The sequence below is a fragment of the Bacteroidales bacterium genome, assembly GCA_023229505.1.
Classification (GTDB): Bacteria; Bacteroidota; Bacteroidia; order Bacteroidales; family JAGOPY01; genus JAGOPY01.
Genome location: JALNZD010000039.1, coordinates 1 through 26,079, shown reverse-complemented (window position 1 = coordinate 26,079; position 26,079 = coordinate 1). Strand labels below are relative to the sequence as shown.

23 protein-coding genes and 1 CRISPR repeat array are annotated in these 26,079 nt (G+C 40.8%); of the genes, 21 read left to right on the top strand and 2 right to left on the bottom strand.

The features are described from left to right. Nucleotides 1–21 precede the first annotated feature (21 nt). The 15 genes from M0Q51_12985 to M0Q51_12915 all read left to right on the top strand — a co-directional run bounded on the left by M0Q51_12985 (nt 22) and on the right by M0Q51_12915 (nt 18,259). Nucleotides 22–1,506 (top strand): glyceraldehyde-3-phosphate dehydrogenase, encoded by a 1,485-nt coding sequence (locus M0Q51_12985; GenBank protein ID MCK9400889.1) that lies wholly within the window; start codon nt 22–24, stop codon nt 1,504–1,506. Nucleotides 1,507–1,536: 30 nt separating this feature from the next. Next, a complete protein-coding gene (locus M0Q51_12980; GenBank protein ID MCK9400888.1) occupies nt 1,537–3,168 on the top strand; it encodes a CTP synthase in 1,632 nt (543 codons plus the stop codon). A gap of 81 nt (nt 3,169–3,249) precedes the next feature. Continuing rightward, nucleotides 3,250–5,199: a membrane protein insertase YidC gene (yidC, locus tag M0Q51_12975; protein ID MCK9400887.1), complete on the top strand. Its 1,950-nt coding sequence runs from the start codon at nt 3,250–3,252 to the stop codon at nt 5,197–5,199. 4 nt (nt 5,200–5,203) lie between these two features. Further along, nucleotides 5,204–5,767: an L-threonylcarbamoyladenylate synthase gene (locus tag M0Q51_12970; GenBank protein ID MCK9400886.1), complete on the top strand. Its 564-nt coding sequence runs from the start codon at nt 5,204–5,206 to the stop codon at nt 5,765–5,767. 5 nt (nt 5,768–5,772) lie between these two features. Then, nucleotides 5,773–6,561 (top strand): hypothetical protein, encoded by a 789-nt coding sequence (locus M0Q51_12965; protein MCK9400885.1) that lies wholly within the window; start codon nt 5,773–5,775, stop codon nt 6,559–6,561. A 113-nt stretch (nt 6,562–6,674) separates the two neighbouring features. Beyond that, complete coding sequence (locus M0Q51_12960; GenBank protein ID MCK9400884.1) at nt 6,675–8,744, top strand: thiamine pyrophosphate-dependent enzyme; 2,070 nt, start codon at nt 6,675–6,677, stop codon at nt 8,742–8,744. A 5-nt stretch (nt 8,745–8,749) separates the two neighbouring features. Continuing rightward, nucleotides 8,750–10,354, top strand: a complete 1,605-nt coding sequence (locus tag M0Q51_12955; protein ID MCK9400883.1) for a S41 family peptidase — start codon at nt 8,750–8,752, stop codon at nt 10,352–10,354. Between the two features lie 59 nt (nt 10,355–10,413). Next, nucleotides 10,414–11,400 carry a dihydroorotate dehydrogenase-like protein gene (locus tag M0Q51_12950; protein ID MCK9400882.1) on the top strand — a complete coding sequence of 329 codons (987 nt, stop codon included), beginning with the start codon at nt 10,414–10,416 and terminating at the stop codon, nt 11,398–11,400. A 346-nt stretch (nt 11,401–11,746) separates the two neighbouring features. Beyond that, nucleotides 11,747–12,140: direct repeats of the CRISPR family, unit length 18 nt; unit sequence GTTGTAGCGGCTGCTTAG. A gap of 18 nt (nt 12,141–12,158) precedes the next feature. Beyond that, nucleotides 12,159–12,380, top strand: coding sequence for a hypothetical protein (locus M0Q51_12945; protein MCK9400881.1), 222 nt, complete (start codon nt 12,159–12,161; stop codon nt 12,378–12,380). Nucleotides 12,381–12,510: 130 nt separating this feature from the next. Next, entirely contained in the window at nt 12,511–12,894 is a 384-nt protein-coding gene (locus tag M0Q51_12940; GenBank protein MCK9400880.1) for a hypothetical protein, read from the top strand. A 229-nt stretch (nt 12,895–13,123) separates the two neighbouring features. Then, on the top strand, nt 13,124–14,365 hold the full coding sequence (locus M0Q51_12935; protein MCK9400879.1) for a homogentisate 1,2-dioxygenase: 1,242 nt from the start codon (nt 13,124–13,126) through the stop codon (nt 14,363–14,365). Nucleotides 14,366–14,388: 23 nt separating this feature from the next. Continuing rightward, a complete protein-coding gene (locus M0Q51_12930) occupies nt 14,389–14,802 on the top strand; it encodes a four helix bundle protein (GenBank protein MCK9400878.1) in 414 nt (137 codons plus the stop codon). 78 nt (nt 14,803–14,880) lie between these two features. Then, entirely contained in the window at nt 14,881–15,975 is a 1,095-nt protein-coding gene (gene hppD, locus M0Q51_12925; protein MCK9400877.1) for a 4-hydroxyphenylpyruvate dioxygenase, read from the top strand. A gap of 62 nt (nt 15,976–16,037) precedes the next feature. Then, nucleotides 16,038–17,333 (top strand): fumarylacetoacetase, encoded by a 1,296-nt coding sequence (gene fahA, locus M0Q51_12920; protein ID MCK9400876.1) that lies wholly within the window; start codon nt 16,038–16,040, stop codon nt 17,331–17,333. Nucleotides 17,334–17,374: 41 nt separating this feature from the next. Then, nucleotides 17,375–18,259 carry a flavin reductase family protein gene (locus tag M0Q51_12915; GenBank protein ID MCK9400875.1) on the top strand — a complete coding sequence of 295 codons (885 nt, stop codon included), beginning with the start codon at nt 17,375–17,377 and terminating at the stop codon, nt 18,257–18,259. Between the two features lie 403 nt (nt 18,260–18,662). Here M0Q51_12915 and M0Q51_12910 read toward each other — a convergent pair whose 3' ends face one another. Together M0Q51_12910 and M0Q51_12905 are read right to left on the bottom strand one after the other, a co-directional pair. Next, nucleotides 18,663–19,607 carry a hypothetical protein gene (locus M0Q51_12910; GenBank protein ID MCK9400874.1) on the bottom strand — a complete coding sequence of 315 codons (945 nt, stop codon included), beginning with the start codon at nt 19,605–19,607 and terminating at the stop codon, nt 18,663–18,665. Between the two features lie 78 nt (nt 19,608–19,685). After that, entirely contained in the window at nt 19,686–19,907 is a 222-nt protein-coding gene (locus M0Q51_12905; GenBank protein ID MCK9400873.1) for a hypothetical protein, read from the bottom strand. 1,080 nt (nt 19,908–20,987) lie between these two features. Between M0Q51_12905 and M0Q51_12900 the strand changes: the two genes are divergently transcribed. The 6 genes from M0Q51_12900 to M0Q51_12875 all read left to right on the top strand — a co-directional run bounded on the left by M0Q51_12900 (nt 20,988) and on the right by M0Q51_12875 (nt 25,540). Further along, nucleotides 20,988–21,992 (top strand): IS1595 family transposase, encoded by a 1,005-nt coding sequence (locus tag M0Q51_12900; protein MCK9400872.1) that lies wholly within the window; start codon nt 20,988–20,990, stop codon nt 21,990–21,992. Nucleotides 21,993–22,086: 94 nt separating this feature from the next. Continuing rightward, on the top strand, nt 22,087–22,446 hold the full coding sequence (locus M0Q51_12895) for an ArdC family protein (GenBank protein MCK9400871.1): 360 nt from the start codon (nt 22,087–22,089) through the stop codon (nt 22,444–22,446). A gap of 199 nt (nt 22,447–22,645) precedes the next feature. Beyond that, on the top strand, nt 22,646–23,089 hold the full coding sequence (locus tag M0Q51_12890) for a hypothetical protein (protein ID MCK9400870.1): 444 nt from the start codon (nt 22,646–22,648) through the stop codon (nt 23,087–23,089). A gap of 183 nt (nt 23,090–23,272) precedes the next feature. After that, nucleotides 23,273–24,004: a hypothetical protein gene (locus M0Q51_12885; protein ID MCK9400869.1), complete on the top strand. Its 732-nt coding sequence runs from the start codon at nt 23,273–23,275 to the stop codon at nt 24,002–24,004. A 26-nt stretch (nt 24,005–24,030) separates the two neighbouring features. Next, nucleotides 24,031–24,843 (top strand): hypothetical protein, encoded by an 813-nt coding sequence (locus tag M0Q51_12880; GenBank protein MCK9400868.1) that lies wholly within the window; start codon nt 24,031–24,033, stop codon nt 24,841–24,843. Between the two features lie 82 nt (nt 24,844–24,925). Then, on the top strand, nt 24,926–25,540 hold the full coding sequence (locus M0Q51_12875; protein MCK9400867.1) for a hypothetical protein: 615 nt from the start codon (nt 24,926–24,928) through the stop codon (nt 25,538–25,540). Nucleotides 25,541–26,079 lie beyond the last annotated feature (539 nt).

The window sequence follows — 26,079 nt, the reverse complement described above, 5'->3', positions numbered from 1 at the left end:
AACCAATTAATCACATTTGCCATGACAGAGTCAAACGATTTGAAAAATAGCGCTCATCATCATGAATATGTCAGTTCATTGGATAATTGGATCATTGATGAAAAATCCGGTTTTGAATTCGTCAACCTTGTAGGTCAGCTTTACTATGATAAATCCATTGAACTGATCATTTTCAGAAGTCAGCTTATCGACCGGTCTTCAAGCGTAATCCTCAAAAAACATTCACATTCATTATCAGTTATCGGCAAGGAATTAAAGATACAGGTTTCGGTCATGCTTGCCAGGGAGTTGCTAAACATGGATTTACCACCGGCACGTATTGATATCGGCAGGTTAAACAAAGAATGGACGGAAGAAGGATCTGCATATTCAGATGCCAGGGCATTTCTCAACAATAAATTGGAGCACTTAATTGGGAAGAAAGTGAAGTATGATAAACCTGTCGATGTTGTAGTATATGGTTTCGGACGTATCGGCCGGTTAGTTGCCCGTGAGCTTATTATCCAGGGAAACGGCACTCAGCTCAATGTCAAAGCTATCGTTACCCGCGGTAACTCACCTGAAGAAATTAAAAAACGAGCATCTCTTTTTCGCAACGATTCCATACATGGGCCTTTCCGTGGTGTCGCTATCGAGGATGTTGATAATAAAATCCTGATGATCAACGGACATAAGGTTAAAATGCTTGCAGCAAATAATCCTGAGGAAATAGATTATGAGGCTGAAGGTATCTATGATGCCCTGCTGATCGATAGTACCGGAGTCTGGACTAAGCGTGAAGACCTTGCCAGGCATTTGAAATCAAAAGGGGTCAAAAAGGTAATGCTCACTGCTCCTGCCAAAGGCGATGTGCCAAATATTGTTTTTGGAGTCAACCATGATGACGGAACAGTCGACTTTAATACTGAAACGATATACTCTGCAGCTTCGTGTACCACTAACGCCATTGTCCCTGTTCTTTACGTAATCGAGAATAAACTCGGTATCGACAAAGGCCATATCGAAACTATCCATGCTTACACCAACGACCAGAACCTGACGGACAACTATCATAAAAAACCCAGGAGAGGGCGTTCAGCGCCGATCAACATGGTGCTTACATCAACCGGGGCTGCTTCTGCCGCAGCAAAAGCCATCCCTTCGCTAAAAGGTAAATTGACAGCCAATGCCGTCAGAGTACCTATCCCTAATGTATCTCTGGCGATCATTTCCCTTACCGTTCAAAAACAAACCACCGTAGAGGAAGTCGTTGAAATACTCAGGGATGCTGCACTGAATGGGCGCCTGGTTGAACAGATCAGGTTCTCCGCTTCCACCGAAGCTGTATCCACAGATTTTATCGGTGACAGTTGTGCCGGGATATTCGATGCACCCGCCACACTGGTTTCTGCAGATGGGAAATCCATTATTCTGTATGTTTGGTATGATAATGAGTTCGGCTATACAATCCAGGCCTTACGTTTAGCTAAACATATTGCAGGTGTTCAATGGGAAACATACTATTAATAACAAATATTATTTGCTTATATCCTTATCATGTTCAAAACAAAATACATCTTCGTAACCGGCGGTGTTTCCTCTTCACTTGGAAAAGGCATTATCTCAGCCTCTGTGGCTAAATTGCTCCAGGCAAGGGGATTCTCCGTTACGATCCAAAAACTTGATCCTTATATCAATGTGGATCCCGGGACATTAAATCCATATGAACACGGAGAATGTTACGTTACGGAAGATGGAGCGGAAACTGATCTTGACCTCGGGCATTACGAGAGATTCCTGAATGTACCTACATCACAGGCAAATAATGTAACTACAGGCAGAATCTATCAAACGGTTATCCGAAAAGAAAGAAGAGGCGATTACCTTGGTGAAACCGTCCAGGTTATCCCTCATATTACTGATGAAATCAAACGCAATATCCAGATTCTTGGTAATAAGTTCGGTTACGATTTTGTGATTACTGAAATAGGCGGGACGGTTGGCGATATCGAGTCTTTACCTTATATTGAATCCGTAAGGCAGCTCAAGTGGGAAATGGGCGACCGTTGCCTGGTTATTCTCCTCACACTGGTCCCATATCTGGCAGCAGCAGGCGAATTAAAGACCAAACCGACCCAGCACTCTGTGAAAACTTTACTTGAATCCGGGGTTCAGCCGGATATTATTGTTTGCCGGACTGAGAAACACCTCAACCAAAACATACGAAATAAGATCGCATTATTTTGTAATGTTGAACCGACATCTGTCATTGAATCCATAGATGCAAAAACCATCTACGAGGTGCCCTTGCTGATGCGTGAAGAAAAACTGGACATAGAGGTTCTTCGGAAACTTAACCTCCCGTTTGATCGGCAACCTGATATGTCAAAATGGGAAGAATTTATTTTCAGGCTCAAGAATCCAAAAGACGAGGTCAGGATTTGCCTGGTGGGTAAATATGTAGAACTGAAAGATGCTTATAAATCAATCCAGGAATCGTTCATTCATGCCGGTGCTGCTAACCAGTGCAAAGTATATGTGCAATCTATCCAGTCTGAGAACCTGAATGACGGCAATGTCGCTGAAAAACTTAAGGGATTTGATGGTATCCTGGTCGCACCTGGCTTCGGCCAAAGAGGAATAGAAGGAAAAATTGAAGCAATCAGGTATGCACGTGAAAATAAAATACCCTTTCTTGGGATTTGCCTGGGTATGCAGTGCGCCGTCGTTGAATTTGCTCGAAATGTTTTGGGCTATGAAGGCGCCCATTCGACGGAAATGGATCCTGAAACGCCATATCCTGTGATTGATATGATGGAGGAACAGAAAAAAATCCATACCAAGGGGGGTACTATGCGTCTTGGAGTTTACCTGTGCAGAATTAAAAAAAACACAAAGGTGGGTAAAATATATGCAAGAAGTGAAGTGAATGAAAGGCACAGGCATCGCTATGAATTTAATAACCATTATTTAAAGGAGTTTGAGAAAGCCGGAATGATCGCTGCCGGTAAAAATCCCAAACAGGACCTTGTCGAGATTATGGAACTTAAAAACCATCCCTGGTTCATCGGGGTTCAGTTCCATCCTGAATACAGGAGTACGGTCGACAGCCCCCATCCTTTATTCGTTAACTTCATCGGAGCTTCTATCATATATAAGCATTCCAGGCAAATGGCCTTTCACCAATAGTTTGATTTTTTTATCAGCCGGATGCCGTCAATTTCCTATCTTTGCACCCTTATTAAAGAGTTTTAATTTCCGATTAATTTTATGAACAATAGTAAAAATACAATTATAGGGTTCCTGCTGATCTTTTCTATCCTTATTGGTTATTACTTCCTGACTGCACCTTCCAAGGAAGAATTACTGGAACAAAGACACCGGCAGGATTCCATGATGACGATCCAGCGGCAGAGCGATTCCATTGCACAGATAACACTGTCTGAAAGGACGAAAATTGAAGAACAAAAAGCCCCGCAGGATACAATTGCTTTGACAACTGCCATTCCTGAAGAAAATAATATTTCAGCCCTTCATGACCAGTTCGGTTCTTTTGCTCTGGCTGCGATAGGAGAGGAAAAAAAATACTATCTTGAAAATGACCTGATAAAGATCGGGCTTTCATCCCTGGGTGGAAAAATTGTTTATGTCGAATTAAAGAACTTTAAAACCTGGGATGGTCAACCCCTTATTTTGATAGAAAGCGATACGAGCCAGTTTGGATTTTCTTTCTTCGCGAATAACCGCACAATTAATACGACTAACTTTTACTTCCAGCCTGAATGGGTGGATGGCTACGGGCAAGGTAGCGATACGGTCAGGGTGAATGGTGACCGGCAGGCCCGGTTTGCCCTCCGGCTTTATACTTCTGCTGATACATCCTTTAATAAGGAGCAATACATCGAGTACCTGTTTACCATGAAGGGTAATAACTATATGCTCGGTTTTAACGTCAGTTTTCATAACCTGAATAAGACAATCGATGCTGCCCGGGGTTATGTCGATTTTGAGTGGAGCACTGACCTGAGGAAACAGGAGAAACATGTTGACCAGTTCAATGGCTCAACCATTTATTATAAACTTAATGAAGAAAAAGTTGAATATCTCTCTGAAAGCAAAACTGATGAAAAGTCCCTTCGTGACCAGATTAAGTGGCTTTCTTTTAAACAACAATTCTTTTCTTCAACCCTGATCGCTGATAACTATTTTGTCGATCCCATTATGAAGGTATCAACCTCGGATACACCTCCCGGCGACCGATACCTGAGATCACTGTATTATAAGGTTGGAATACCATTTACAGGGGCAGAGGACGAATCAGTCGGGATGTCCCTGTATTTTGGACCCAACAAATATAATATACTCAGGAAGTACAAGCTTGATCTTGAACGGCAGATACCGCTCGGGTGGAGCTTTTTCCTGATGCAATGGATCAATCGCTACGCAGTCCTTCCGGTCTTCAATTTCCTGGGTAGTTTTGGCTGGAACTATGGAATCGTTATCCTGGTTTTAACCATTTTACTAAAAATCGTCCTTTATCCAATCGCTTATAAGACCTATCTGTCATCGGCAAAAATGAGGTTGTTAAAACCGGAAGTCGATGAGATTAGTCTGAAATTCCCCAAGAAAGAGGATGCGATGAAGAAGCAGCAGGCGACAATGGCGATGTATAAAAAAGCTGGGGTTAACCCGATGTCAGGCTGTATTCCCGTATTGTTGCAGATGCCAATCCTGATTGCAATGTTCCGGTTCTTTCCTGCTTCTATAGAATTGCGGCAAGAAGCCTTTTTATGGGCAAACGACCTTTCTTCTTATGACTCCATCATGAATTTGCCATTTAACATACCATTCTATGGTGACCATGTGAGTTTGTTCACGCTTCTGATGACAATATCGACCATAATATATACTTACCTGAACAACCAGATGATGGGCACAGGAACTCAGCAAATGCCCGGAATGAAAACGATGATGTACATCATGCCAATCATGTTCCTGGGCATCTTCAATAATTATTCCTCAGGGCTGAGTTATTATTATTTCTTGGTAAACATTATCACTTTCGCTCAAATGTATATTTTCCGCTATTTTGTCGATGAAGGTAAATTGCACCGGAAAATTCAGGAAAACAAGCTGAAACCAGTTAAAAAATCTGGATTCCAGGCGCGTTTGGAAGATATGGCAAAAAAGAAAGGATACAAACCAAATACACGCAAGTAATTAAATGGAAGAAGAAGTAAAGCTATCGGTCGACTTCCTTAAAAGAGGCAAAGTCATCCTTTACCCTACCGATACCATTTGGGGGATTGGATGCGATGCCACTCAGCCAAAGCCGGTAGAAAGGATTTATCGCCTTAAACAGCGCTTTGAGTGTAAAAGCATGATCATACTGCTGGACAATCCGGATAAACTTGCTGCCTACGTTAAAAAAGTCCCGCCAATAGCCTACGACCTTATTGAACGCTACAAGGAACCTCTTACCATAATCTATCCGAATGCTATGAATGTTGCAAAAAACATTGTCGCGGATGACGGCACAATAGCTATCCGGATCGTCCATAATGACTTTTGCCGGAAAATGATCTCCTTATTTAACAGACCTGTTGTTTCCACTTCTGCAAATCTTTCCGGTCAGCCGGCTCCAATAGTTTTCAGTAAGATTTCCAGAGAAATATTAGAGGGTGTCGACCATGTTGTTAATTTTAACCGTGATGTCATCATCAGGACAAAGCCGTCGACAATCATTCGCCTTTTCGAAAATGGCGAATTCGAAGTAATCAGAAAGTAAAACCCATGAGATCAACGGTATCTATTATCCAGTTTCAGCCTGCATTTGCGGAACCGGAGGAAAATATCAGGCGTCTGGAATCCCTGTTCGATTCTATTGAAGAAAGCCGGCTGGTTATTCTCCCGGAACTTTCAAATTCCGGCTATAATTTTAAAGGATATAAAGAAGCTTACCAATACTCGGAAGTTATTGGCAGAAAGGGTATTTTTCAGGATTTTTTAATAGACCAGGCAAGGTCAAAGAACATTTTTATTGTTTCAGGCATTAATGAACGGGAAGGCGATAAGTTGTTTAATACAGCTATCCTGGTCGGTACTGCGGGCATCATCGGAAAATACCGTAAGGTCCATCTTTTTATGAATGAAAAAGATATCTTTCAGAAAGGTAATACAGGTTTTCCTGTATTCGACCTGGGAGATTTTAAAATTGGGATCATGATCTGTTTTGATTATCTTTTCCCGGAACCCTGGCGAATTATGGCACAAAAAGGCGCCGACCTCATCTGTCATCCTTCTAACCTGCTGACCGGGAATGCTCACCGTTGCCTGCCAGGTCTTTCCCTGATGAACCGGATATTTATTGCCACTTCCAACCGGATTGGAACAGAAGGGAATATCACTTTCAGCGGCTGTTCTGTATTTACCGATCCTTCGGGAAGTATAACTGAGATGGCATCTCCTGATAAAACAGAAATTATTACCACAGAAATTGATACGCAATTATCAGGTAATAAGATGATCACTGCACGAAACCATGTTTTTAATGACAGGATCCCTGAGATGTATATCTCTTAAACTAAGTCCTTCATATTTAGATTATTTATAAATAATGTCCGATTATTGTATAATTTTGCAAAACAAACCGGGCAGCCGGATTGTTAAATAATTGTTGCCTTGAAAATTAACCTATGTACCAGAATAAAAGGCTAAGGATAAATAAAGAAGATAAAGTATTCTCGATTAAAAATGTTGATAAAGTAACGCTCAGCAAATGGTATTACCTGCTGACACTTGGCAGGCAGCTTGACGATAAAGCTCCGAATTACCTTAAACAAGCTCTTGGCTGGTCTTATCATGCACCCTATGCAGGACATGACGGTATACAGTTGGCCATCGGACAACTGTTCGACCGGAAAACTGATCATTTGTTTCCCTATTACCGTGATATGCTGACTGCTATTTCAGCGGGTTTAACGCCCGAGGAAATAATTCTCAATGGTCTTTCCAAGAAAGATGACATAGCTGGTGGCGGCAGGCATATGTCTAATCATTTTGCCAAACCTGCCTGGAACATTCATAATGTTTCTTCAGCTACAGGTAATCACACACTTCATGCAGTCGGTGTTGCAAGGGCAATTAAATACTATAAATCAGGTGGAGTGGCCATCAGCTCACAAGGGGAGTCATCCACTTCTGAAGGTTACGTATATGAGGCCATTAATGGCGCCAGTAATGAAGAACTTCCGGTGATATTTGTTTTCCAGGATAATGGATATGGTATTTCCGTCCCTAAAGAGGATCAGACTGCCAATTATTATGCGGCAACCAATTTTGAAGGATTTGAAAACCTTCGGATTATTTATTGCAACGGGCTTGATGTATTCAGCAGTATGAATGCAATGGCTATCGCAAAGCGCCATGTGCTGGAACAATGTAAGCCTGTGATCGTTCATGCCCATTGTGTAAGGATGCATTCCCATTCCAATTCAGACCGTCACGAGCTTTACAGGGACGATGAAGAAATAAGTGAAGCTATGGGCAGGGACCCGTTATTAAAATTTAAAAAACGACTTTTGTTTTCCAATATTTTTAACGAACAGGAACTTGAGGATATTGACATCCAGGCTAAAAAAGAGATTTCTGCTGCGCACAAAAAGGTCATCATGATGCCAGATCCCGACCCGGCATCTATTTTAGATTTCGTTATCCCGGAACCTTACCAACCGGTAAAATTTACAGAAGGAATTCACCATGAAGAAGGTCCCCGTAAAAAACTTATCCAGGCCTTGAACGAGACATTAAAAGAGGAATTCCGCCATAACCCGGATACATTTATCTGGGGACAGGACCTGGCCAATAAGGAAAAGGGCGGCGTGTTCAATGTCACAAAGGGAATGCAGCAGGAATTTGGCCGTGACCGGGTCTTCAATGCGCCTATTGCTGAAGATTACATCGTTGGAACAGCTAATGGCATGAGCCGCTTCAGTGAAAAGATACGGATTGTGATAGAAGGAGCTGAATTTGCAGATTACTTCTGGCCTGCCATGGAACAATTTATCGAAATGACCCATGACTATTGGAGATCAAACGGCCAATTCGCTTCCAATGTGACGATCAGGCTGGCTTCAGGAGGGTATATCGGTGGTGGGTTATACCACTCGCAGAACATTGAAGGGGCATTATCCGCATTTCCCGGGATCAGGATCGTTTACCCGTCATTTGCAGACGATGCAGCCGGATTGCTCCGAACAAGCATGCGTTCTAAAGGCCCGACAGTGTTTATGGAACCGAAAGCCCTTTATAACGACCCATTAGCTGAGACTTATGTTCCGGAAGAATTTGAAGTCCCTTTCGGAAAAGCCAGGATCCGCAGGGAAGGCACTGATCTTAGCATTGTCACATACGGAAACACGACGCATATGTCATTGCAAGTCGCCGGTAAAATTTTTCAGGAGTCAGGCCGGCAGATTGAAGTAATCGATATCCGTTCTCTCATCCCATTAGATAAAACGACAATCCTGACCTCCGTAAAAAAAACGAACAGGGCGGTGGTTGTTCACGAAGATAAAGTTTTCGCCGGTTTTGGTGCGGAAATTGCTTCAATGATTACAGAAGAGGCCTTTGAGTACCTCGACGCACCGGTTAAAAGGGTTGGATCGACATTCACTCCGGTCGGCTTTAACAGGATCCTTGAAAGAGCTATCCTGCCCAACACAGAGAAAATTTATAAGGCTTGCATAGAAATTTTAGAATATTGAAGCTCATGAAAATCACATCTTATCTTCGTTCAAGTTTATTTTTTATTCTTCTTTCAATATGGGGAGCGGTTACTTTTAGTCAGAATCTGATAGATAAGCAGGAAATCCAGAAGATCGTGGCAGCGATGCAGATCATTGACCTTGCTTATGTCGACAGTGTCGATATGAAAGAAATCGTAGCAGATGCAATCGTGAAATCACTTAAAGAACTGGACCCTCATTCGGCATATATATCAAAGGAAGAGTTACAGAAAGCAAATGAACCACTGGAAGGAAGTTTTGAAGGTATTGGGGTTAGTTTTCAGCTTTTCCAGGATACCATCCTTGTTATTTCGCCGGTTCCGGGCGGTCCTTCTGAAAAATTGGGGATTTTGTCCGGTGATAAGATTGTTAAAATAAATAATGAAGATGCAACTGGTGACAAGGTAGATAATCAGTGGGTTATGGACCGTTTGAGAGGGAAAAAAGGAACTACCGTCGATGTTTCAATTTACAGGAAAGGCAAGAATAATCTCCTGGAGTTCACTATCGTAAGGGATAAAATTCCGCTGAATTCCATAGATGCCTCTTTTATGGCTGCTCCTGACATCGGTTACATCCGGCTGAACAGGTTTTCAAAAACCTCGATAGAAGAGTTTACAACAGCCGTAAACACCCTTAAAAGTCAGGGAATGAGCAAGCTTATCCTGGACCTGCGAGGCAATTCAGGCGGCTACCTTAATACGGCTGTTGAACTGGCTGATGAATTCCTTGATGCCGGAAAGCTGATCGTATACACTGAAGGAATTCACAGTCCCAGGCAGGATTACCTTGCAACCCCGGCAGGAAATTTTGAAAAAGGCAAACTGGTTGTCATCATTGATGAAGCTTCGGCCTCTGCGAGTGAGATTGTATCAGGGGCGGTACAGGATTGGGACAGGGGAATTGTTATAGGGCGCAGGTCTTTTGGCAAGGGTTTGGTGCAAAGGCCGTTCAACCTGCCTGATGGTTCGGTTATCAGACTGACTACTGCCAGGTATTTCACACCAACGGGAAGGTGCATACAGAGACCTTATGAAAATGGCATAGAAGAATATTACAAGGATTTCAGTAAAAGGTTTGAACATGGGGAATACCTGTTTGCAGACAGCATCAGGTTTCCTGACTCGTTAAAATTTTCAACCCCCAGGGGAAGGATTGTTTATGGTGGAGGAGGCATCATGCCTGATGTTTTCATACCCTGGGATTCGACCATGTTTTCCGATTATTATGTGGAAATCCGCAGGAAGGGCGTATTAAATAAATTCTCCCTTCAGTTTGTTGAAGAAAACCGTGCAAATTTGAATGAACAATTTCCTTCGCTTATGTCGTTCAAAGAAAAATTCTCTGTTGATTCGGTATTGATCAAAGAGTTTAAGGATTTAGCCGAAAAAGAAGGTGTTAAATTTGATGAACCAGGGTGGAAATCTTCTGAATTATTGATTAATACCCAGATTAAGGCCATGGTAGCAATGAATCTTTGGAATATTGGCTCTTTCTATGAAATCATGTCCCCGATAGACGAGGAATTCCTTAAAGCCGTGGATCTGCTGGAAGGTAATGACATCTTCCGGAAATTAAATATAGGCTAAACTTCTGTTTTTAATAGCCTGAAGAGATAAATCACTAAATATGTTTTAAATATTTTTTCATGGCTGATCTTTCTACATCTTACATGGGTTTGAAGTTGCGCAACCCTATAATCGCCGGCAGTTCAGGGTTGACTAATTCAATTGATGATTTACAGAAATTATACAACAATGGCGCTGGTGCAATTGTATTAAAATCCTTATTTGAAGAACAGATCAATTTTGCGATTAATAAAACATTCAACCAGAGCGAGAATAATTACTCTTATCCGGAGGCACTTGATTATATCAGTCATTATACACGGGAAAATGACCTTGAGAATTATATAAAACTAATCAGGGATGCTAAAAGCAAGTTGGATATTCCGGTCATTGGAAGTATCAACTGTGTTTCATCTTCCGAATGGGTCTCTTTTGCAAAAAACATCCAGGAAGCCGGAGCCGATGCCCTTGAGTTGAATATTTTCATACTGCCCTCTGACCCAAGGAGAAAAGCGGAACAACATGAACAGATTTATTTCGACATTCTCCAGTCGGTTATGAAACAGGTTAAAATTCCGATTGCAGCCAAGATTAGTTATTATTTTTCAGGATTGACGAATATGGCCCTGCAGTTGTCCTGGACTGGTATTTCAGGGCTGGTCCTTTTCAACCGTTTCTTTGCGCCGGATTTTGATATCGATAAGTTTGAAGTAACTCCAAGTCACGTTTTCAGCACCCCGGCCGAAATGTCTCTTACCTTAAGATGGGTTGCCTTGCTGTCCGACAAAATTCAATGCGATATTGCTGCCTCAACCGGCATCCACGACGGAGAAGCCGTCATCAAACAACTCCTGGCTGGTGCAAAGGCTGTTCAGATTGCCAGCGTTCTGTACCAGAAAGGCTTTGAGCAGATCGGTGTGATGTTAAAAGACATCGAACAATGGATGGAAAAGCATCAGTTTGTAAATACTGCAGATTTCATCGGTAAGCTGAGTTATAAAGAAGCAAAAAATCCGGCAGCTTTTGAACGTGTTCAGTTCATGAAGCATGTTGCAGGGATTGAATAAAGGTTCTTGTTATTGGTTATTGGTTAGTGGTTATTGGTTAGTGGTTATTGGTTAGTGGTTAGTGGTTCTTGGTTAGTGGTTTCCAAGTTTCAAATTTCAAATTTCAAGTTTCTTTTTTCCAGTTTCAAATTTCAAATTTCAAGTTTCTTTTTTCCAGTTCCAAATTTCCAAGTAAGCGCTTGCCCGTGGGGCATGGAGTATTATAGCAATCCATGAAGCGTCTGATTAATACCCCGTTGGGGTTAAACATCTTACTATAAAAACTAAGTTATCATGTATTTTCGACGAAAAGTGGTTATCTTTACGGGAAAGGAGATTACCCTGATGGTTTGTTAGGTTATTCTAAGTTGTAGCGGCTACTTAGAACTTAGGTTACTGAAACCATACAGTGACTAAGTAACTTAGTTACAAGGTGACTATGTTATAGCGGCTGCTTAGAACTTAGGTTACTGAAACTTTCTTGGTTTCCGAATGTCCCAAGAAATTTTGAAGTTGTAGCGGCTGCTTAGAACTTAGGTTACTGAAACTCTGGGAGCCAAGAACAAGACACATCGCAATTAAAGGTTGTAGCGGCTGCTTAGAACTTAGGTTACTGAAACCGGCCACGATTGGTAACGGTAGCTATTGTAGCCAGTTGTAGCGGCTGCTTAGGATTTAGATCACTGAAACCGGCCATTAATAAAGGAACGATGGTTGTTTGCTTGGTTGTAGCGGCTGCTTAGGATTTAGATCACTTAGACCTGATGTGTTGTCATGTCATGCGTTTTTTTATCCCCTGGGCAACATTTATGCGGGAGATGCTCTGTAACGATGCTTATCTTCAAGCGTTGCTCAACGGCCGACCAGGCATTCAGAGCCTGGCAAATGAATATCCGCAATGGGTTTGGGATCCTAACACGAAGATTTGTACCAGGGAGCAAATAAGGCTGTTATATAATGAAGTAATGGCAAATCCGCCCGGAATCGGGCGGTTGTTTTAATTGCTTTCTATAAAAAATTGCATTATATATAGGTGTGATTTAAAAATGTTAATTTTGCTCACAAATGCATAACAAGGTTATAACGGAAATCGTTATATCATTTCGCCAATAAACTTTTTACACGCTTTTTATGACACCGGAAGGACAATTCAAGGGAACCTGGAGTAGCAGCAACCAGGAAATAAGCATTAACCTTCCCTTTATAATCTTTGAAGAGGGAGGCGCTCAGGTAGTCTATTGCCCGGCGCTTGATGTAAGCGGTTACGGTAATAATGAAGAAGAAGCCTTCGAGTCGTTTAAAGTATGCCTTGGGGAATTTTTACTTTACACTACCCATAAAAAGACTTTCACTGAGGAGCTGAGGCGTTTAGGTTGGACGATAAAAAAGAGCAAATTTAAACCTATGGTCCCACCCCAAATCAGCCAACTTCTGGAGGAAAATGATAATTTCAGCAGGATATTCAACAATTATCCCTTCAGAAAAATTGACCATTCCGTTTCCTTACCGGCTTAGTAATGGCCCGCAGATTTAAGAACGTTTCACTGAAGCTATTCAGGGAATACCTGACATCAAAAGGGCTGCACTCCGTGTTCCTGTTAGCCTGGAACAGTGAGACAGTGGAACGGTGAAATAGTGAAACAGTGGAACGGTGGGACTACTTTTTACATCTCAAAAAGTTGATATTATTCTCAGCAAATCTTTATCTTTGTCTGAACTTTAAAACCATTCTAAATAAGCCTACATGCCACATTACCATAAACTCGGGAATATACCACCCAAACGCCATATCCAGTTCCGCAAACCGGATGGGAACCTGTATGCCGAGCAACTTGTCTCAACGGAAGGTTTTTCTGCCGAATATTCGCTGGTCTACCACAACTATCCTCCGACCCTGGTTACAAAAATTGATGAACCTTTTTCAATCGCTCCTGAAATAGCCATTGCCAAGAACATGCAACACCGCAGCTTCCAGGGATTCAAAGTAAACCCTGAAAGCGATTACCTGAAGAGCAGGAAGCCGGTTTTGGTTAATGATGACTGCTATATCATTTTGGCAGCGCCTGAGGCATGGGGAAGTGGGCAGTTGACAGTTGACAGTAGGCAGAAGTCAGGAAAAACTCAGAACTCAGAACTCAAAACTCAGAACTCACTTGAGCGGAAGGAATATTACTTTAAAAATTCTGATGCGCATGAGATGATCTTTGTCCATGAAGGTGAAGGAGTTTTAAAAACGATGTATGGCAATCTTTCTTTCGGGTATGGCGACCATCTGATCATCCCAAGAGGTACTATTTATCAGCTTGAGTTCAAAACAGAAGATAACCGGCTGTTTATTGTCGAATCATTCAGCCCGTTCCGGTTTCCAAAAAAATATGTTAACCGCGTCGGGCAGCTTTTGGAGCATGCGCCATACTATGAGCGGGACATCCGCAAGCCACAAGATCTGGAAACTCATGATGAAAAAGGCGATTTCGTTGTACTGATAAAGAAGCAGGATATGATCTATCCATATCATTACGCATCGCATCCCTTTGATGTCGTTGGCTGGGATGGCTATCATTATCCTTATGCCTTATCAATACACGATTTCGAGCCTATTACCGGGCGCATTCATCAGCCGCCTCCTGTCCATCAAACCTTCGAAGCCAACAATTTTGTAACCTGTGCTTTTGTTCCCCGCATGTATGATTATCACCCGCTTTCAATACCAATACCCTATAATCACAGTAATGTTGATTCCGATGAGGTGTTATACTATGTCGATGGAGAATTCATGAGCCGGAAACATGTAGAGAGAGGCCAGATCACCCTTCACCCGATCGGCATACCGCACGGGCCACATCCAGGTACTGTTGAAAAAAGCCTGGGACAAAAGGAAACCCATGAACTGGCTGTGATGGTCGATACTTTCCGGCCGCTGAAAATTACTAAACAAGCATTGGATATTGAGGATGGAGAGTACTATAAAAGTTGGATAGAGTGAAATTAGAAATTTGAAAATAGAAATTGGGGCTGAGTGATTTTGAAATTGGAAAATGGAAATTTGGGTTAGAAAGAAAGAGGGGAAAAATGAAGAGGTTGGTTGAGTTGGATGTTTACATTCTTTCTGAAAAGTTTTCTGATAAAATATGGAATGATTTTGATAAATGGCCGGAAAAAGTTCAACGAACAATTGGTTATCAAATTATTAGGTCTTCAGATAGTATAGCTGCAAATATTTCAGAAGGTTATGGAAGATTTACTCCTGGTGACAGAAAATTGTTTTACCGTTATGCACGAGGGTCATTCGAGGAAACAAAAACATGGTTAAGAAAACTAATCAGAAGGAAAATTGTTAATCTTGATGACATTAAAGAATATGAATCACTTATTAATGAACTTGGTCCTAAACTTAATGCATTCATTAGCAGCACTAAATAAAATAGCTTTACATGTTGTTCCCTAATTTCAAATTTCAAATTTCGATTTTCAAATTTCGATTTTCAAATTTCAATCATCATGAATAAAGACTTTCTGCCTATCAACGGCACCGATTATGTTGAGTTTTATGTCGGAAATGCCAAACAGGCTGCTTACTATTATCAGTTGGCTTTTGGGTTTCAGCCATTGGCATACAAAGGACTTGAAACAGGGGATAAGGAGAAAACCTCCTATGTGCTGGTTCAGGATAAGATCCGGTTTGTATTTACTACATCACTTGTACCTGATTCCCCGGTCAGTGAACATGTGAAAATGCATGGCGATGGGGTAAAGGTGATCGCTTTATGGGTCGATGATGCTGCAGGCGCTTTCCACGAAACGGTTAAAAGAGGCGCTAAACCTTATATGCAGCCTGCTGTTGAAGAGGATAAAAATGGCAGGGTGGTCAGGTCAGGGATTCATACTTATGGTGAAACCGTTCATATCTTCGTTGAGAGAAAAGATTATAACGGTCCTTTCCTTCCGGGATTCATTAAATGGGAGCCCACATACAGGGCAGAACCATTGGGATTAAAGTATGTAGATCATATGGTCGGTAACGTGGGATGGGGAGAAATGAACCAATGGGCTAAATTTTATGCTGAAGTGATGGGATTTTCCCAACTGGTTTCTTTCGATGACAAAGACATTTCAACTGAATACACCGCCCTGATGTCGAAGGTAATGGCAAATGGTAACGGGCGCATCAAATTCCCGCTGAATGAACCAGCCGAAGGCAAAAAGAAATCACAAATTGAGGAGTATATCGACTTTTACCGGGGCCCTGGCGTTCAGCATGTCGCCATGTCCACGGATAATATTATTCGCACTGTCAGTGAATTAAGAAGGAGAGGGGTCGAATTCTTATATGTCCCCGATATTTATTATGAAGATGTGCTTTCAAGGGTAGGGGAGATCGATGAGGACCTTAAACCGCTTAAAGAACTGAATATCCTTATCGACCGGGATGACGAAGGTTACCTGCTCCAGATCTTCACTAAGCCGGTGGAAGACAGGCCAACAGTGTTCTATGAGATTATTCAGCGAAAAGGGGCAAAATCATTCGGTAAAGGCAACTTTAAGGCGTTGTTTGAATCCATTGAACGTGAGCAGGAAAAAAGAGGAACGCTTTGAGCATTGAAAATTGAAAATTGAAAGTTGAAAATTGGAATTTTTATTTTGAACTTTGAACTTAAATGATGAGATCCTGGATATCAATACTGGATAATTCTGATTTTTCTATTTATAATATTCCATTCGGGATATTCAGTCACGGAAATAGTGATCCAAGGCCTGCTACCCGGATCGGAGATACCGTCGTTGACCTTTCCGTTCTGGCCGATTTTGGATATTTCGATGATCTCGGTATTGATGACCTTACTGTCTTTTATCAACCTTACCTGAATGAATTCATTGCCCTTGGAAAGCTTGTCACCAGCAAAGTACGAAACCGGCTCGGGGAACTATTCCTTGAAACGAACGATGACCTTAAGGCAAACCAGGAAGCATGCGCATTGGCCTTGCATCCTATTGAATCTGTGACCATGCACATGCCTGTTAAAGTGGGGAATTATACTGATTTCTATGCCAGTGAGCAGCATGCCTACAATGTCGGCGTGATGTTCCGTGATCCCAAAAATGCACTTTTGCCGAACTGGAAACATCTCCCGGTTGGTTATCATGGCCGTGCCTCTTCAATTGTCGTCAGCGGAACTCCTATCTATCGTCCTTCGGGGCAAACAAAGGCTGATGACCAGGAATCACCTGTATTTGGTCCAAGCGGACAACTCGACTTTGAACTGGAAATTGGATTTGTCATCGGGCGTAATTCCGAGTTAGGCTCTTCAATCAAAACTTCAGAAACAGAAGAGTATATATTTGGTTTGGTGTTGTTTAATGATTTGTCGGCCCGTGATATTCAGAAATGGGAATACGTTCCGCTAGGTCCATTTCTAAGTAAAAATTTCGGGTCGGTCATCTCACCCTGGATAGTTACACTTGAAGCCGTGGAACCCTTCAGGACACCCGGCCCTCTCCAGTTGCCTAAAGTTTTGCCATATTTGCAATATGATGGCAGTAAGCATTTCGATATTAATCTTGAGGTTTTTATTGAGCCGGGAAGTCAGCGGTCGGCGGTCAGCGGTCAGCGATCTGTTAATGACAATCGACAATCGACAATTTTAAGCATCTCCAACCTGAAGTACTTATACTGGAACTTTTCCCAGATGCTGGCGCATCATACCGTGAACGGCTGCAATGTCGAAGTGGGTGATATCTGCGCTTCCGGCACTATCAGCGGCCCTGGGGAAGACTCTTTCGGATCCATGCTTGAACTGGCCTGGAAAGGCACAAAGCCCATTACAATGCCGGATGGCAGTAAAAGGAGTTTTATTGAGGATTATGATTCGGTGGTGATGCATGGCTATGGAGAGAAGAATGGTGTTCGCGTGGGATTCGGGGAATGCCGCATGCAAATCCTGCCGGCAAAATGAAAATTGAAATTTGAAACTAGAAATTTGGAATAAGATAATATATGCTACGAATTATCCCAGGTGAGACACCCCATCCGAAAATGCACCAGTACTTGCTTGGCAGCATCGCACCGCGTCCCATTGCTTTTGCCAGTACGGTGGATGCCAGGGGGAATCCGAACCTTTCCCCATTCAGCTTTTTTAATGTCTTTGGGTATAACCCCACTACGCTCATCTTTTCCCCTTCGAGACGGGGACGCGATAACAGTACAAAAAATACGCTTGAGAATGCAAAGAGTGTACCTGAAGTTGTAATTAACGTCGTTACCTATGATATGGTCAACCAGGCCAGTCTGGCTAGTACGGAATACCCGCCGGGCGTCGACGAATTCATTAAGGCAGGTTTTTCTAAATTACCTTCTGAACTGGTACGACCGTTCAGGGTTAAAGAGTCCCCGGTGCAAATGGAATGCCGTGTCAGGGATATTATTGAAACCGGCAGCGGGGGAGGGGCAGCGAACCTGATCATCTGTGAGATCCTGATTATGCACGTCAATGAGGATATTCTTGGCGATGACGGGATGATCGACCAGCAGAAGATCAGGCTGGTAGGCAGGCTGGGTAAGGATTACTATGTCAGGGCATTCGGCGATGCGCTCTTTGAAGTTGAAAAACCATTGCAGCGGATGGGAATCGGGATTGATGCCCTGCCTGAGAAGATACGCAACAGCCGCGTTCTCACAGGAAATGACCTGGGGCAGCTCGGTAACGTGGAAAATTTACCAAATGCAGAAGAAATAAGAGCTATTCAAGAAAATCCTGAAATTAAAGAATTAATCGAGACTTCCTTAGATATCTCAACCGAGTTGAACAGGCTGGCATTAAATTACCTTCAGACCGGGCATGCCTATGAAGCATTGAAGCTACTGATGCTTATAAATCTATAAATTTCAAACGCTGAAGGGTTAGTCTGCTATCGGACGCTATCAGGTCCTCCTTCGTCGGACACTGACAGGTCGATTGGCAATCGAACCTGACAGGGTCGAAGACCTGTCAGCGTTTGAATACCACCGGCTTCTTTTTCTTCAATATTTGCGATGGAGAAAAAGAAGCAAAAGAAATCGCCCTTGAAACTTTAAATAGTAAAAATAATGGCAAAAGTTAATCAGCCTACCTTTGATGCTTGTACTGATGCTGGTTTTCGTTATTGCTTTATCAATCTTAAATTCCCGATTTAGTAAAAAAACAACTATACCCCCCCACTACGCGGGATGATCCCGCTTTTGCGGGGATAAATAATCAAATAAATCAAACGGGCTTCGCCCGTCCCGACTTTGTCGGGATAACCAATCAGTCCTGGAGGCAACGCAACGAAAAACCGTACGTCTTGTAGTAGTAGTACCGGCGCGCACCGGCGTCAGTGTAGCCCAGGTACCGGTGCCAGGCGGTCGACCCGCTGTAATCCGTAGAAGACCACCAGTGGCCGTGCGTGCCTAGGTAGTCGAAGCTCCCACCGGTGGGGCGGTAACCCCCCGGAAGAGCTGTGAAACCACTTTCGTTGGTTGCCCCTGTATTCGGTGGATACCAGTGTACAAATCCCGCTTCCTTCATTTTGCCACCTGCCACAGATGCTCCTCCTAAATAATTAGTTAAGGCAGTCCATTCCTCATCCATTGGGATATGCCAACCGTCTGGGCAAATGCCTTGTGTGCCTGGGGTAGTGGTATATTGCATTATTTCGTTCCACTGGTAGAGTCCACCATAAGTACTGCAATTTGCCGGATCATTATTATAGCAGTATTTTTCAATCGTTTCATTATCACTCATCTCCTGGCTTTCATTGATCATCGTTCCTACATTCAGGTTTTCTTTCATCCAGCATTGAGTACCGATTAGCACAGTATTGTAACTTTGACCGTCCCGTGAGTCAGTGATGGGGTTACCGCATTGCCAGATTCCAGTGGCAATGATCTTTATGCGTGCAATATCCGTGGAATAACCGGCGTAGCTGATCCGGCCATCCCAGATAAGCGGGATGCCGTTACCCGGGACGACATTGCTTGCGCCTGTCACCTCATTTGGGTCAATGGGCAAATACGTGCCACCATTATCAAAGCTTACTTCCAGTGAAATATCATACGCGGCGTCACTGCCCGTGAGATCGAATTGGATATCCAACACCCGTTCATTTACGCCGGCGCCCTGGGATACCTGGATATTGGTGATGGAGCCGGGTTGGGCATAGGCCCAGTTAAGGACAGAGAAAAAAGCTAAAGAAAGAATAATTATTTTCATGGTCATAGGTTTTAATGATGAATTTTTTTGGTTTAGTTGCTGGCACATATGCAGGCATTGTGTCCGGTATAAAAGTGATTATACGGCCTCATTTCTTTTAATATGAAAGTAGCGCCAGTAAGTGTATAACCCGATCATCAATATAGGTATGACAATGGCAAGGGGTGAAAGCGGAATTGTTACAGATGTATCCCCAAATTGAAACGGGTCTGAGATGCCAATGATTACCTCACTGCGTGCATTCATAGCTGATAACAAAATGATCAGCATGGAACAGATTTTGTAGATTTTGTTTTTCATAAAAATGGAATTTACATGTTTACGTGAAATTATTTAACTGCCTTTTGTTGGTATATATTTAAATAATATTTGCTTTGGTTAGGTTCTGATAACCTGTATGTGTTAAGCTAAAACTTTTTAAATTTATTGACCCAAGTTCTTGGTGATCAATATTTTTTAGTAATTAATGGTCTTTGGTTTTTTGAAATGGTTTCTTATGGATTAATTAAGAATCATAAATTTATAGTATAATATCGCAAATTCCAAAACAAATGCGTTATTAATAATCAATCTAAAAAACCAATATCGCTCATTCAAAACCTTATTCAGTTACCGAGCATCCAAGCTGCCCACCTGTATGTTAAATGGCTACCGGCCAGCGGTAAACTGGTATCTTATCGGCTCGTTAGTTTTATTTACCTTGCTAATTTCCGCCTCCCTTGACCTGTGTGATCAAACAGAGTCTCGGTTGAATTAGAGCTTCCCCAAATTCTTCTTCATCCCTCTTTACCAAATCTGCTATTAAACGTCCTTGCAATTAGACCATTGTTTAGCTGTTTATAGTCATCCTGGTCTTTTTTTGCCTAAAATCCTGCAGGACCATCCGTTTGCAGCACTCTTACCGCTACTTTTTTTCACTGTGAGGATCAGGCTGCAGCTTTTCTTGCCGATTTTCTGTAATGAATTGTTTCCGTTCTTCTCCCTGCTACTGACTATTTGCCATTTCTGCCTCGTCCCGGTCTTCGAATTTCATGGGCGAAGGTATTTTCGTGATTCTCCTTTTATACTGAAACTTTAAGAAAATGCGAAGCAATTTTCTTTTAGTTTCAGTTATGCCGAGAGGAACAGGAGCTAAGAATTACCTTCCTGTTCCGACTCGGCATGCTATGGCCAGGTCTTCGATTTACTAGTCAGACTCAATTTTCAAAAGCGCAGCGCCTTGAAAATTGAAAGTCTGACAGTCCCGACTTTGTCGGGATTCACTTTCACTGAAAGATGACCTAAAGCCAGCAAAATTCGCCCCACTACCAAAGGAATTGTCGATTGTGGCTATAGTCTAAATAACATATGAATTATTGTTATCTTAGCAAAAAAATATCGATGAATACATATAAAGAACTAATTCAGGCATTTAAAGATCTCACAGAGGTCGAAAAGCAACTTTTTGTGAATCACTTAGTTCAGCAGGTTAGGGAAGACTTAAGCATACATGGTATCAAGAAAGATCTTTCACTAATTCAAGGGACTTATTGTCCTCATTGTCAAAGCCAAAATATTTATGCAAACGGCAAGCTTAAGGCTATTCAACGATACGTATGCAAAGATTGTAAAAAGAATTTTAGCGAACGGACGGGGACGGCTTTAGCCTGGATTAAAAAACAACATTTATGGCCAATTTATGTAAGGAATATGTTTGAGGGATATTCCCTTGAAAAATGCGCTAAACTAACAGGGATTTCAAAACAAACTTCTTTTGACTGGCGCCATAAAATTCTGAGTTCGCTTCGTTCACTGTCTCCGAAAGAATTTTCCGGGATTAGTGAAATCGATGATATTTTCTTCAACTATTCGGAAAAAGGTTCCAGAAACCTTGAGAGGGAGGCCAGGAAAAGAGGTAATGATCACATACAGCAAGGAATTTCACATGACAAAGTAACTGTACTGGTAACTTGTGACAGGCAAAAGCATAAAGATCTTCAGGTTATAAAGCGGGGTAGGATCAGAAAGACGGACATTGACAGTGCAATTGGAGACCGATTAGATAAAGAAGCTACCGTATGCACGGATAGTCATAGAAGCTTTACAGGGTATGCTAAAGACAAAGGATTAAAGCATAAACAAATCCATGTAAGAAAAGGCCAATATGTTAAGGATAAAATTTATCATCTACAGAATGTAAATCAAACAACGAGTGGTTTAAAGAACTGGATAAGAAGATTTAATGGTGTATCGACAAAATACTTGCAAAATTATATGAGCTGGTATATGGTATTAGAGCAAATAAAAAACAAGGAGTTTAAAATCAAAGAGTTTGCTACCGCTGCTCTAGTATCAAACCAGGCTTGGCCTTTATTTAAAACAGTTTGTAATTCATATGTTATTTAGACTATAGCCTCGATTGTCAATGGCCGATTTTCGAATTTCGATTTAAATCTTCGAACATCGACCATCGAAATTCGACAATCGACAATCTTTTCATGTGGCCGAACTGCAAAAAAATGGCAAGATCAAGACTGCCAACCTGAATGATGCACTGTTGGAATTCTACTCCGGCAAGAAAAAGAACCAGGTATGGATGACCCTTGAACAATGGCAAACTGCCGGTTACTCCGTTCGCAAAGGCGAAACCGCCCAAATGATCTGGGGCAAGAAGGTCGACAAAACCAACAAAGCGGGTGAAGGTTTCTCCTACTTTCCGATCCTTTTTGTCTTCTCCAATTCACAGGTTGACAGGACAGTGAGAAATTTTAACAGCGCGGCTATAAAATCTGAAACACTTCCCCAAGCTGATGTTGCTTCAGCTTTAGGCCCGGTGGCAGGCGAAGATTTGCCCTTCTAACCGGAAGATGGACAACCCCAAAAGACCGGCTGACGATGTCAGCCGGTCTTTAACTTACCTGATCCTCCTTTGCCTTCTAAAATATTTCCTTCCTGTTATTTGTATTTGGCTTTGGATTTATTTAAATTTATGGCATCAATTGGTTATAGGCCATTATTATAAATTTTAAGAATTAGGAATTAACATAATTATTCCCTTAATGCAACAAGAATTTATTCGAATAGAAGAATGGCCAACTGAACATGCTCAGAGGGCATATAATACTGGTAATTTCATCGAAGCACTTCAAACTCTCCATGGTTGGATCGAAAATAAATTACGAGAGTTACTTATTCTTGCTGGAACTATTGACTATAAAAGCGAAATGTCAGGAATTTGGGATATTTCAAATCAAATTAGCTTAGTTACATCTGCTCATGTTTTATTCATATTATCTCAACTATCAGAAAATGAATACCAGATGATTATTAAATTCAATGGCATAAGAAATGATGTTATTCATAAAATATATCGGGACCCTTATGAAGAGATTTATAAAGGGATCCCCAAAGAAAGATATGATGAAGCATTTAATATAGGAATGGAATTATCCGAAATACTTCAGCGTAAGACAGATATGAAAATTGATAATAACGGCCTATAATAACAAACGCTCAAAATCCAGCCCGGAATTAAAAGTTTGCCCGTCCTGGCGGGGCGCGTATTAAGGAATATGGAAAAAGGAACAAGTAAAATTTGTACATTTAATGCGCCCGCCTGGTCGGCCAAATTAAACCCGGGCCAGGCCTTTGCGCGCGAACGTTAGGCAGCATAAAATATGTATATAATGAGCATATCCTCTTTAGAAAAGATCGTTACTATTATAGGAAGTTTAGGGACATTCGGTGCCGCATTAATTGCTTGGAGGACTCTTGCAGAAATTAAAAAACAAAGATTTGCGGCACAAAAACCTCAAATATTATTTAAGTCCTTTACAAGTGGGTCTTTAGATTTGAATGATTTTCAAAAAATCATCTCGACTAATTGGAAAGGCAATAATGATAATTTTAAAAATCATATATTATTTGAAATGATAAATGCAGGAAAAGACTTAGCAAAAGACTTTAAGTTTGAATATAAACTAAATATTGACTCTTTCATTGCTTTAATAGAACAACATGACAAGGAAAAGGAAATAAGCATACAGCAAGATAATAATTGGTTAATATTTAGTTCAAGTACTAACAGAATAAATAAACGGATATCTTTAAAAGTTAATGCTGGTGAAACTGATAATCTTGAATATTTGTTAAATAGGGCTATACAGGAGAAACCTTCTGGGTTTTCCATTCCAGAAGAATACTTAGTTTTAAATAGCTGTCTTTTATACTTATCGTTGAAGTATGAATTTACTATATACACTGACGATGTACCGAAAATTTATGTAAAAACTACTTTTGAAGATATCTCAGGCAAAAAGGATTATATCTATCAGACTATTGATACATTTTATTTTAGAAATGGGGAATTTCATTTTTCCTTAAAAAAAATAACCGAGAAAAGATTTTACGCTGCCTAACATCCGCGCGTTAATAGCTTATTCTAATGAATAAAGGCGATCTTCAAAATATTGAAAAAGAAATTCAGGAACAATTCACTGATTTGACAAATTCTCAAAATATTAAGAGAGTTTCAAGATTTATACTTTCTGCATTGAGTAGTATCCCTTGGGTTGGTGGATTCTTAGGAGCGTCAGCATCATTACATGCTGAAATTGAACAATCAAAAGTCAATGAAATTTTAAAATTATGGTTGGAAGAGCATAAAGATAAATTGGAGAAACTTGGTCAAACTATTTATGGGATAATTTTGAGGTTAGAGAACTTCGATTCATCAGTACATATAAGAATGGAATCTGATGAATATCAAGATTTAGTTAAGAAAGGATTTAGAGTATGGGACAATTCTGATACTGATGATAAGAGGGAATTAATAAAGAATTTGTTAACAAATTCGTGTGCAAGCACATTATGCACAGATGATATAATAAGACTTTTTATTGACTGGATTGGATTGTACCATGAAGCACATTTTTATATAATTAAGGAGATCTATCAAAATAAGCGGATTACGCGCGGCCAAATATGGAACAAAATTAGGGAAACTAAACCTAGGGAAAATTCTGCAGAAGCTGATTTATTCAAAATGTTAATCAGAGATTTAAGTACGGGGGGGGTTATAAGGCAATTTAGAGAAACTGATTACTATGGAAATTTTGTTAAAAAGACATCAAGAAAACCGAGCACATCAGTTTTGACATCTGCATTTGATAATACTGAACCATATGAATTGACCGAACTTGGTAAACAATTTGTTCATTATTCAATGTCTGAGATAGTGCCTCGATTAAGTGAATAATATTTTACCCTGGGGAATAAATCGTACAAAGTCCTGACATGATATTGATCGTTAGGAGAACTTAATTATAAAGTAATTTTACATGGTTGATTCAATTTACATCAATGAGTTAATTTTCAGATTGGATTCACTTGAGAATCTAGTTGAAAATCAACAAATCTCGACTACTTATTATCAAAGTATTCTTGATCACCAATGGGCGCTTTTACAAGCCCAAACTGCAATTTTCGTCGGAATACTAATAATCACGCTTACATTGGTTTCTATTATTGCCTGGAAAATATACTTTTCAAAAATATCAAAGCGCATTCTTGATATTGAAAAGAAGTTTGAAAATCTTAATCAAACAGTTAACAAGGTCGAACTTATTGAAGATCAATTAAAATTAGTTAATGCCAATGTCAATCGAAGCTTATATGAAGCCGCCAGTAATCTTTCTTGGAAGGTAATTTGGCATATTCGTTATTGTGATGCAATATTTGACAGGCAAACAATTGATCCACTTATTATTCGTTTAGACCAGCTTGAACTTGATTTCAATAACCTTTACAATGATCAAAATCAATTTCAACAGTTCCTTAAATTTGAAAACATTGGGGGGCTTAAAGATATTTTAAGGAAACTGGTTAATTATAAAGATGATAGAATTTCAAGAGTTCCATCAATGATTCTAGATAAGATTTTAAATAAAAAATGAATCATCCATTTGTTGAAGAACTTCATTGCCGATTAATACCATCAGAAGAAATTTCCTATGATGATCCCCCTTCAATTCAAAAAATATTTTGATTTTTTAAACATTACCTTCAACAATCTTGATTTCTTCCTCTGTAAGCCCATATAATTCCCGAGTTTGACACTTCATTTTTGTAATTGATTTATATACAGCACAGTAATGGCTTGCATAGAGGTTTGTGCCACTACATTTCGTTCTTTTTTATAAGATTTTAGATGGTATTCTCATGTTCATAGCTTTCAATAAATTTTGAGCATTTTCCGGGATGTCTGTTCTCACCCAGATGGTTTGCGATTTTATCTTTACCGGTATTGCTAAAACCGAGTTTAATTCTTCCATCGCCATGATTGCAGTCAAAGGTCTTGCTTTGATTATTTATAATACTCCCCAAAATTCAGACCACTGGTTAAGTTGAAAAAAGTCTAATTTTAACAGTGGTATTATGAAAGCAAAAAGAAGAAAATTTACGTCGGCCTTTAAGGCCCGGGTAGCCATTGAAG